8 protein-coding genes are annotated in these 7,808 nt (G+C 38.5%); 3 read left to right on the forward strand and 5 right to left on the reverse strand.

All coding sequences use genetic code 11. The features are described 5' to 3' along the window. The first annotated feature begins 147 nt into the window (after positions 1-147). From UC75_RS00005 to UC75_RS00015, 3 genes are all read left to right on the forward strand, one after another. Positions 148-747 (forward strand): IMPACT family protein, encoded by a 600-nt coding sequence (locus UC75_RS00005; RefSeq protein WP_049836267.1) that lies wholly within the window; start codon positions 148-150, stop codon positions 745-747. Continuing rightward, a complete protein-coding gene (locus tag UC75_RS00010) occupies positions 740-1,351 on the forward strand; it encodes a DapH/DapD/GlmU-related protein (protein WP_049836268.1) in 612 nt (203 codons plus the stop codon). Before UC75_RS00005 ends, UC75_RS00010 begins: the two co-directional genes overlap by 8 nt. Before the next feature lie 155 nt (positions 1,352-1,506). After that, positions 1,507-2,349 carry a universal stress protein gene (locus tag UC75_RS00015; RefSeq protein ID WP_005303762.1) on the forward strand — a complete coding sequence of 281 codons (843 nt, stop codon included), beginning with the start codon at positions 1,507-1,509 and terminating at the stop codon, positions 2,347-2,349. A 116-nt stretch (positions 2,350-2,465) separates the two neighbouring features. Here UC75_RS00015 and UC75_RS00020 read toward each other — a convergent pair whose 3' ends face one another. The 5 genes from UC75_RS00020 to mutS all read right to left on the reverse strand — a co-directional run. Beyond that, entirely contained in the window at positions 2,466-3,134 is a 669-nt protein-coding gene (locus UC75_RS00020) for an O-methyltransferase (RefSeq protein WP_002115787.1), read from the reverse strand. Positions 3,135-3,273: 139 nt separating this feature from the next. Next, complete coding sequence (locus UC75_RS00025; protein WP_174746768.1) at positions 3,274-3,996, reverse strand: D-Ala-D-Ala carboxypeptidase family metallohydrolase; 723 nt, start codon at positions 3,994-3,996, stop codon at positions 3,274-3,276. Positions 3,997-4,127: 131 nt separating this feature from the next. Next, entirely contained in the window at positions 4,128-4,451 is a 324-nt protein-coding gene (gene fdxA / locus UC75_RS00030; RefSeq protein WP_003650851.1) for a ferredoxin FdxA, read from the reverse strand. Positions 4,452-4,795: 344 nt separating this feature from the next. Next, complete coding sequence (locus UC75_RS00035) at positions 4,796-5,326, reverse strand: GNAT family N-acetyltransferase (protein WP_049836269.1); 531 nt, start codon at positions 5,324-5,326, stop codon at positions 4,796-4,798. A gap of 61 nt (positions 5,327-5,387) precedes the next feature. Further along, the coding region (gene mutS / locus UC75_RS00040; RefSeq protein WP_228136959.1) for a DNA mismatch repair protein MutS at positions 5,388-7,808 on the reverse strand (2,421 nt) is incomplete at its 5' end.

Consider the following 7,808-nt stretch of genomic DNA (forward strand, 5'->3'; position numbering starts at 1 on the left):
GGATTACTTACTTAAACCATTTAATAAAGCCAAAGAGGCGTTACGAGAAAGATAATAAAAAAAGCCCCGAGATTCGGGGCTTTTTTATGGGTTTGATTCTATTAAATTCACGTTATAATTTGATTTTTATTATGCTTTATTTAATTTATGGCTTTTACGATTGCATCACAGATTACATTTGAAGAAGAAATTAAAAAAAGCAGATTTCAGGCTATCGCTGCGCCAGTAGAAAATGAACAGCAAGTTAAAGAATTTTTAGAACTTAATAAAGACATCTCGACCACTCACCAATGTTGGGCTTGGAAAATTGGGCATAACGTACGCTTTAATGATGATGGTGAACCGTCAGGAACAGCAGGCCGTCCAATTTTGGCGACCATTGAAGGGAATGACCTGACGAATATTATTGTGATGGTTAATCGCTGGTATGGGGGAATAAAACTTGGAACAGGCGGCCTTGTTAGAGCATATGGAGGCTGTGCTGGGCAATGTTTGCTTTTGGCTGAGCGTATTGAACTCATTGCAAAGAAAACGATTTACTTTTCTTGTCACTTTAATGAGTGGGCGATATTTCAATATGAGCTTACTCAACAAAAAATTGAATATCAGGAAACCTACACTGCAACGGGTGTAGATATCGAAGCAAGGCTACAAATACATCAAATTGAACCGCTTGCCTTGAAACTTAGAGACGTAACGCGTGGTCGTGAAGAGTTAAAAATTGAAGAGGAATTAACTGATGACTGATTCCTTATTGAAATATCGTGAGCAACACAAGCACCGCCTAAACTATATGCCATGGTTATATTGGACTTTAAAACCGAAAAATCGTGCTTGGGCCGAAGAATGGCAAAAAGAATATCAAGCATATTTGATGGATATGGAAACCGTTGAGATTGGTGAAAACTGTTTTATTTCACCGTTAGCGCATATTTTTGCTGAGCCGGGACGCAAAATTATTATTGGTGATAATTGCTTTATCGCAGCAGATTGTAGTCTGCATGGTCCACTTGAAATTGGTAATGAGGTCGCGATAAATCATCATTGTATTTTAGATGGTGGACGAGCCGGCATAAAATTACATGACCAAGTTCGTATTGCAGCATATTGTCATTTATATGCATTTGATCATGGGATGCAGTTAGACCGTCCACTTTACCAACAGCCTGTCACTTCTAAAGGAATTGAAGTTGAGCAGGACGTTTGGTTAGGTGCACATGTGGGTATTAAAGATGGTATTAAAATAGGAAAACATGCCGTAGTCGGGATGAATAGTATGGTGACCAAAGATGTTGAGCCTTACCATATTGTTGGTGGAAATCCCGCAAAATTTATTCGTTTAAGAGAATAATGCAGTCTTAAGAATGTAATAAAATGTTTGATCTTTAAACAAAAAAGTTGATTTTTATACATAAACCTTAACATACCAATTTTTATCTATGTTAAGTTAAAGCTAAGTTTTAAGAATAATCTCCAAGGCAATAGACCTGAAGAAGAGAGGCTAACATGAACCGTGTTATTGCGTGTATTGACTCATCACCGTGTATTAATGCTATTGCCGATGCAGCAGCATGGGTTGCTAAAGCAACTGGACGGGAACTTGTATTATTACAAATTCTAGATTATTACCCAGCCAGTTATCATCTTGGTGAAATTAGTGGGGTAATTGGCTTTGAAAGCAATGCAATGCTGCTAAAAGAGTTAGCTGAGTTGGAGCAAAAACAAAGTGAACTCGCTTTAGACTATAGCAATAATTTACTCCGTCACATTTCTGATCTTATTCAAGAAAAACATGGAATTACGAGTTCAAAAATTCAAGAAAAAGGCGATTTTTTAGAGCAAAGCTTTAATCTCTTGCATGAAAATGACATCGTCATTTTAGGTCGAGTCGGGGAGCGGGCTGCCGAGAAACAGAAACCAATCGGTAGTAATGTTGAGAACTTTATCCGTGGTGCTAACTGTACAGTTTTGACTATTGGTGAAAACTTTAAAGTGCCAACCCGTTTTATCTTTGCTTATGAATATTCACCAACTTGTCAAAAAATGATGCGCCGTATTGCCCAAAGTGATTTATTGCGAACACTGCAATGTCATTTGGTATATGTAGGTGATCATCCAGAAATATTAAATGAACCTGAGCATTATCTGAAACAAGCGGGCATTGATGTTGTGACCGTATATCGCTATGGTGATGTTGCACAAAATATTTTAGAGTACCAACAAGAACACGGTATTCAAATTATTGTGCTTGGTGCATTTAGTCATAGCAAGATTCATCAATTCTTCTTAGGAAGTATTGCAACAACCATCTTCCGAAACGCGACTGTACCGTTACTTGTGGCTAAATGATAAGATTTCCATATAGTTATCCGCAAATCTTGTGGATAACTATATGGAAAAGCAACAGTAATAAAAGTAATTTATTGATTATAAATAATAAAATAAAAAAGATGATTTTTTAACCATTATTTCACAATTGCAATTGCGAAGCCATCATGACCTTTTGAGCCGACTGTTTGTAAGGCTGTACAAGACAATATTTGTGGGTGATTTTCGAGCGCTTTAAACATTTCACGGATGCCTTCAATACTCGGTTTTTTATTGTCTGGATTTAAAATATCACCTGCGCGAATTACATTATCCAGCACAATAATCGTACCCGATCTAGAGAATTTCAGACTCAATTCTAAGTATTCTGGATAACCCTGTTTATCTGCATCAATGAAAATAAAATCAAAAGGCTCGATAGATTGAGGGTCAATTGCAGACAGAATATCAGCGGCGCGGCCAGCTCTAAGATCGACTTTTACCGGAAGATTAGCATGGTCGATATTTTTTTGAGCCATTTCTGCATGAGTAGCACGGCCTTCAATTGTGAGTAAATAACCATCTTCAGGTAAAGCACGACCTAACCAGATGGTACTGTATGCAGCAAAGGTACCAATTTCTAAGACTCGTTTGCATTTATTCATTTGAATAAGCATCTGCAAGAACATACCTTGGTTAGGTGCGACTGCAAGATGATTTGAAAAGCCGTGTTCATCGGTATTCTTTAATGCATATTCGAGTCGCGGGTCTTCAGGAATTAAATGTGAATCGATATATTGGTCAATGTCTGTCCACATCTGCTGCATAATCAAATTTACCTATATGTTGATCGGGCTATTTTAAACGTTTATGCATAGAGTGCAAAAATCTTCGTTTCAAGAAATTTTGGTTGATTGAGAAATGAACAATAAAAAAACTCCTTTCAGTTGAAAGGAGTTTTTTGAATTAGAAATTACACATCGAACTGTTTCGGGTGAGGTCTGGTCCCCAAGTACGATAGCCTTGAGTATCAATATGAATTTGCCCAGAGCTATATAAGCCAATACCCATATTTAAGCTTTGGCCATGCTGAGCCCAGAACTGACAAAGTTTAAACTTGGTATTTTCGATAAAAGCATAATCTTGAGCTTGTGGGAACTCAGGCCCAATACGGAAATCGATTGCCGAGTTAAATAAATGTTTAGATGAGCTTGCGCCACCAGCACATTCATTTAAAGGTAAGTCTCGGTAAACTGAGGTTACTTCAAAGTCAGTTAAAACTTTTGCTGCAACTAAATATTTAAATACGCGTAGGGTTGATAAAGAGTTGCCCCAAAGTTCGCGATTAGGCACCGCATATTCTGAGCGGCCACATTTTTGCCAATCACGTGCTGAGCGTAATAACTCAAAACTTGGCACAATGCCTGCGACGTTGTTTCGGGTTAAGAAATTTTCGTATTCACGAACACGTTGGTAATTTTCACCAGAACTTAACCAGCCTCGATAAGATGCAGGCTCAACTTTAGGGGGGATCGGGCGCTCGATAATAACGCGCTCTTGTGGAATAAAGATTCGTTTACCACTTGGAGAGGTTTTGCCTGTTGTTGTGTGTTGGGGAGAGCTGACACAACCTACCATAACCGCTGGGATTATGCATAAGGGCACCAGACTCTGCAAAAACTTCCGCATAAGAAAAATTAAGCACTTATAAATATTGCGGCTATTTTAATGCAAAACAGTGCACAAATTACGAGGAATTTGCAATGAAATGTTTGAATCGGGTATAAAAAAGATCAGCGGTTGCTGATCTTTTTTTGAAATTACTTTTCAAGATATTGTAATTTATCAGGTTTGCCGTTCCATTCTTCACGGTCAGCTGGTTGATCACCAATTTGCGTAATGTTAGGCCATTTTTGAGAAAGATCAGCATTTAATTCAATAAACACTTCCTGACCTTCTGGTAACTCATCTTCAGAGAAAATTGCATTTGCAGGGCACTCTGGTTCACATAATGCACAGTCAATACATTCATCCGGATTAATCACTAGGAAATTCGGACCTTCGTAGAAACAGTCAACAGGACAAACTTCTACGCAATCTTGGTATTTACATTTAATACAATTTTCAGTGACAACAAAGGTCATGGCGACAGCTACCTAAAAAATATGGTTTCATTTCGAATAGCTTATTTTAGGCAAAAAAGGGGTAAACAAACAATTGCTTTTATTGATATTCTTTATTCATGCATATGAAGATAAGTTAATACGTTGATAATCAAACAAATCTTTCAGTCTTATGAACTGCTTGTCTATAAAATTAAAATAATAATATATTTTATAAAACAATAACTTAAAAATTATTTTATTTAATTATTTATATGTCATTTAAGTCAAGACATCTATTTTAATAAATACCTTAACTTTTCATTTTTTCTTTTACAGATTTTGATTTTTAGCTTTTTGGGCTGAAAATCCTTAAATATTTAGAGCTAAACGTTACACAGTAAATGAATATCTTCAGGTTCGAGCTGCCAAAGTTGTTGATCTGGAACACTTAAAGGCTGTGCTCCATGCTTCATATAGAAGTCTACAGTGCGCCGACTTGGAGTTGCTGAAATATATAGTTGGTGCGCACCGAGTTGCTTGGCGGACGCTTTTGCGGCTTGCATAAGCTTAGTACCAATGCCTTGACCTTGTAGGTCTGCATCGACATAGAAATAGTGGAGTAATTTCGCGTGAGGGTAATCCGCTATAAGTTGATTTGAGACTACACTTACACCAACCAGTTTTTTAGAAGCATCAAATGCGCCGACAAATATTGAACCTTGATCAAAGAGTTGTTTCAGTTTAGGTGGGTCATTTTCTAGATGGTATGAATCCCAATGTTGTACATCAAAAAAACAATCAACTAAGTCTAGATATTGTTGTTTCTGTATGTAGTTTTGAGTAATTAATTCACGGCGGCTAATTTGCTGCCAAATAAGATCGATTTCTGAATATTGCAAAGATCTTAAGATCATATAAATATTATTCTCCGAGATGAATAAGCAGACCTAAGCCTGCTTATTCAGACGTGATTTATTAAGATTTGAGTGCAGCTTTCAGCTCATAGAGTTGTTCAAGTGCCTGACGAGGCGATAAGTTATCGACTTCAATTTGCTTAAGTAAATCTAAAGCTGGGGATGAAACTTCGATCTCGACAACTTTTTCTATGATTTGTGAACCACTGTTTGCATCTGGTGGAGCAAACAAATCATTTTGAAAGCTGGTTTGTAGATGTTGCTGCTGCTGTTTTTCCAAAATACGTAAACGCTTCTGCGCTTCTTTAATAACATTGGCAGGAATGCCCGCTAACTTTGCAACCTGTAAACCATGACTTTGACTTGCAGGGCCTTGCTGAACCTTATGCAATAAAATCAGGTTGCCGTTAAGCTCTTGCGCCGTCACATGATAATTATCAATTCCTGCTTCACTACCAAGTTCAGTTAACTCGAAATAATGAGTGGCAAATAAGCATAAACATTTTACGCGCTTTGTTAAATCAACCACGCAAGCCCATGCTAAAGATAAACCGTCATAAGTACTGGTTCCGCGGCCAACCTCATCCATTAAAACAAGCGATTGATTGGTGGCATGGTGCAGAATTTGCGAAGTTTCTGTCATCTCAACCATAAAGGTAGATTTGCCTGTAGATAAATCGTCGGCTGAACCAATACGAGTGAAAATTCGGTCAATTGGACCAAGCTTGGCTGTTTTAGCAGGAACATAGCTACCGCAATAAGCAAGTAAACTAATTAATGCGGTTTGACGCATGAAGGTTGATTTACCACCCATGTTTGGACCGGTAATAATTGCCATGCGGTGCTGAGCATCGAGGAAAGTATCATTTGGGGTAAATGGTGCTTTATTTAATGCTTCAACCACAGGGTGACGACCCGCCTGAATTTTAATGCCCGTTTCTGGGGTAAATTCAGGACGTGCCCAATTATTTAAACGCGCTTGATGAGCAAAGTTTGCCACCACATCAATTTGAGCAATTGCTGAACTCATCATTTGTAGGTGAGCAATATTTTCACGAAGATTTTCAAGCAAAGCTTCGAATAATGCTTTTTCACGCGCTAATGCACGCGACTCGCTCGACAGGACTTTATCTTCAAAACTTTTTAGTTCTGGCGTAATGTAGCGCTCAGCATTTTTTAAAGTCTGGCGGCGAATATAGTCAGCAGGGGCTTGTTCTGCTTGAGCACGAGTGAGTTCAATGTAGTAACCACTTACACGGTTATAGCCGATTTTAAGGGTGTTAATACCTGTGCGCTCGCGTTCTTTGATTTCTAAATCAATCAGGAATTGTCCTGCATGATCGCGAATTTGGCGTAATTCATCGAGGTCTGCATCATATCCTTCTGCAATTACATTGCCATCACGAAGTAATACAGGCGGATTTTCAACAATAGCTGCCATTAAATGCTGATGAAGCGCTTTAAAATCTCCAAGTTCTTGATCAAGTTGAACTAATAACTTAGATTTTTTCGCTTGAATAACTGGAGTTAACGCCGTTCTTAAAGCTGGAATTTGTGCACATGCATGACGAAGTTGCACTAAATCGCGTGGTCGTGCACTGCCCAATGCTACACGGCTAAGCACACGCTCAATATCGCCAATTTCTTTAAGCACTAAACGAACAGGGCTTTCATGGTAGCCTTGAATGAGTTGCTCAATCGCATCTAAACGAGCATCGAGTAAAGCCGTATCACGAACAGGTTGCATGAGTGTGCGGCTTAATAAACGACCACCCATTGCAGTTTGGCAGTCATTTACCAGTTGGAATAATGATGTTCCATGTTCAAATAGCGGTTCGATAATTTCTAGGTTACGGCGCGTGATTGGGTCGAGCGCAATAAAGTCTGTACTTTGCTCAAGCTGAATTGAACGGATATGTGGTAATGCAGTTTTTTGGGTTTCTTTTGCATAGTGAATGAGTGCAGCGGCAGCAGCTTTAGCTAAAGGTAATGGGTCTAAACCAAAACCTGAAAGCGTTGATACCGTGAACTGGTCACATAAAGTTTTTTGTGCGTTATTTAGATTAAAGTCTACATTTGGGCGCTTGGTAACAGGGCATTCTAAGTGTTTTTTAATTTGCTCAATAATATTTGTGTCGACCAAGTCTTCATCAATCAAGATTTCACTTGGCATTAAACGTGCAAGCTCAATAGGCAATTGTTCAGGCTTGTAATCTTGTTGTTGAACTTTAAAAATGCCTGCACTTAAGTCGAGTAACGCGAAACCAATCTGGTTTTGATGAATGCATAATGAAACGAGATTAGACGATTGATAACTGCTGAGTAATGCATCATCAGTTAAAGTACCAGGGGTCAGAATACGAACAACTTTACGATCAACTGGACCTTTACCTGTTACTTCTCCCACTTGCTCGCAAATGGCTACTGTTCGCCCAGCTTTGACAAGGCGTGCAAGATAACCTTCTGCCGAATGATAGGGAAC

The sequence above is a fragment of the Acinetobacter sp. V2 genome (assembly GCF_001188385.1).
In the GTDB taxonomy this organism is placed as follows: Bacteria; Pseudomonadota; Gammaproteobacteria; order Pseudomonadales; family Moraxellaceae; genus Acinetobacter; species Acinetobacter oleivorans.

Excerpts from the sequence above, each read along its gene's own strand:
- UC75_RS00005 (WP_049836267.1), top strand. The coding sequence starts at position 148 with ATGGCTTTTACGATTGCATCACAGATTACATTTGAAGAAGAAATTAAA.
- UC75_RS00010 (WP_049836268.1), top strand. The coding sequence starts at position 740 with ATGACTGATTCCTTATTGAAATATCGTGAGCAACACAAGCACCGCCTA.
- UC75_RS00015 (WP_005303762.1), top strand. The coding sequence starts at position 1,507 with ATGAACCGTGTTATTGCGTGTATTGACTCATCACCGTGTATTAATGCT.
- UC75_RS00020 (WP_002115787.1), bottom strand. The coding sequence starts at position 3,134 with ATGCAGCAGATGTGGACAGACATTGACCAATATATCGATTCACATTTA.
- UC75_RS00025 (WP_174746768.1), bottom strand. The coding sequence starts at position 3,996 with ATGCGGAAGTTTTTGCAGAGTCTGGTGCCCTTATGCATAATCCCAGCG.
- fdxA (WP_003650851.1), bottom strand. The coding sequence starts at position 4,451 with ATGACCTTTGTTGTCACTGAAAATTGTATTAAATGTAAATACCAAGAT.
- UC75_RS00035 (WP_049836269.1), bottom strand. The coding sequence starts at position 5,326 with ATGATCTTAAGATCTTTGCAATATTCAGAAATCGATCTTATTTGGCAG.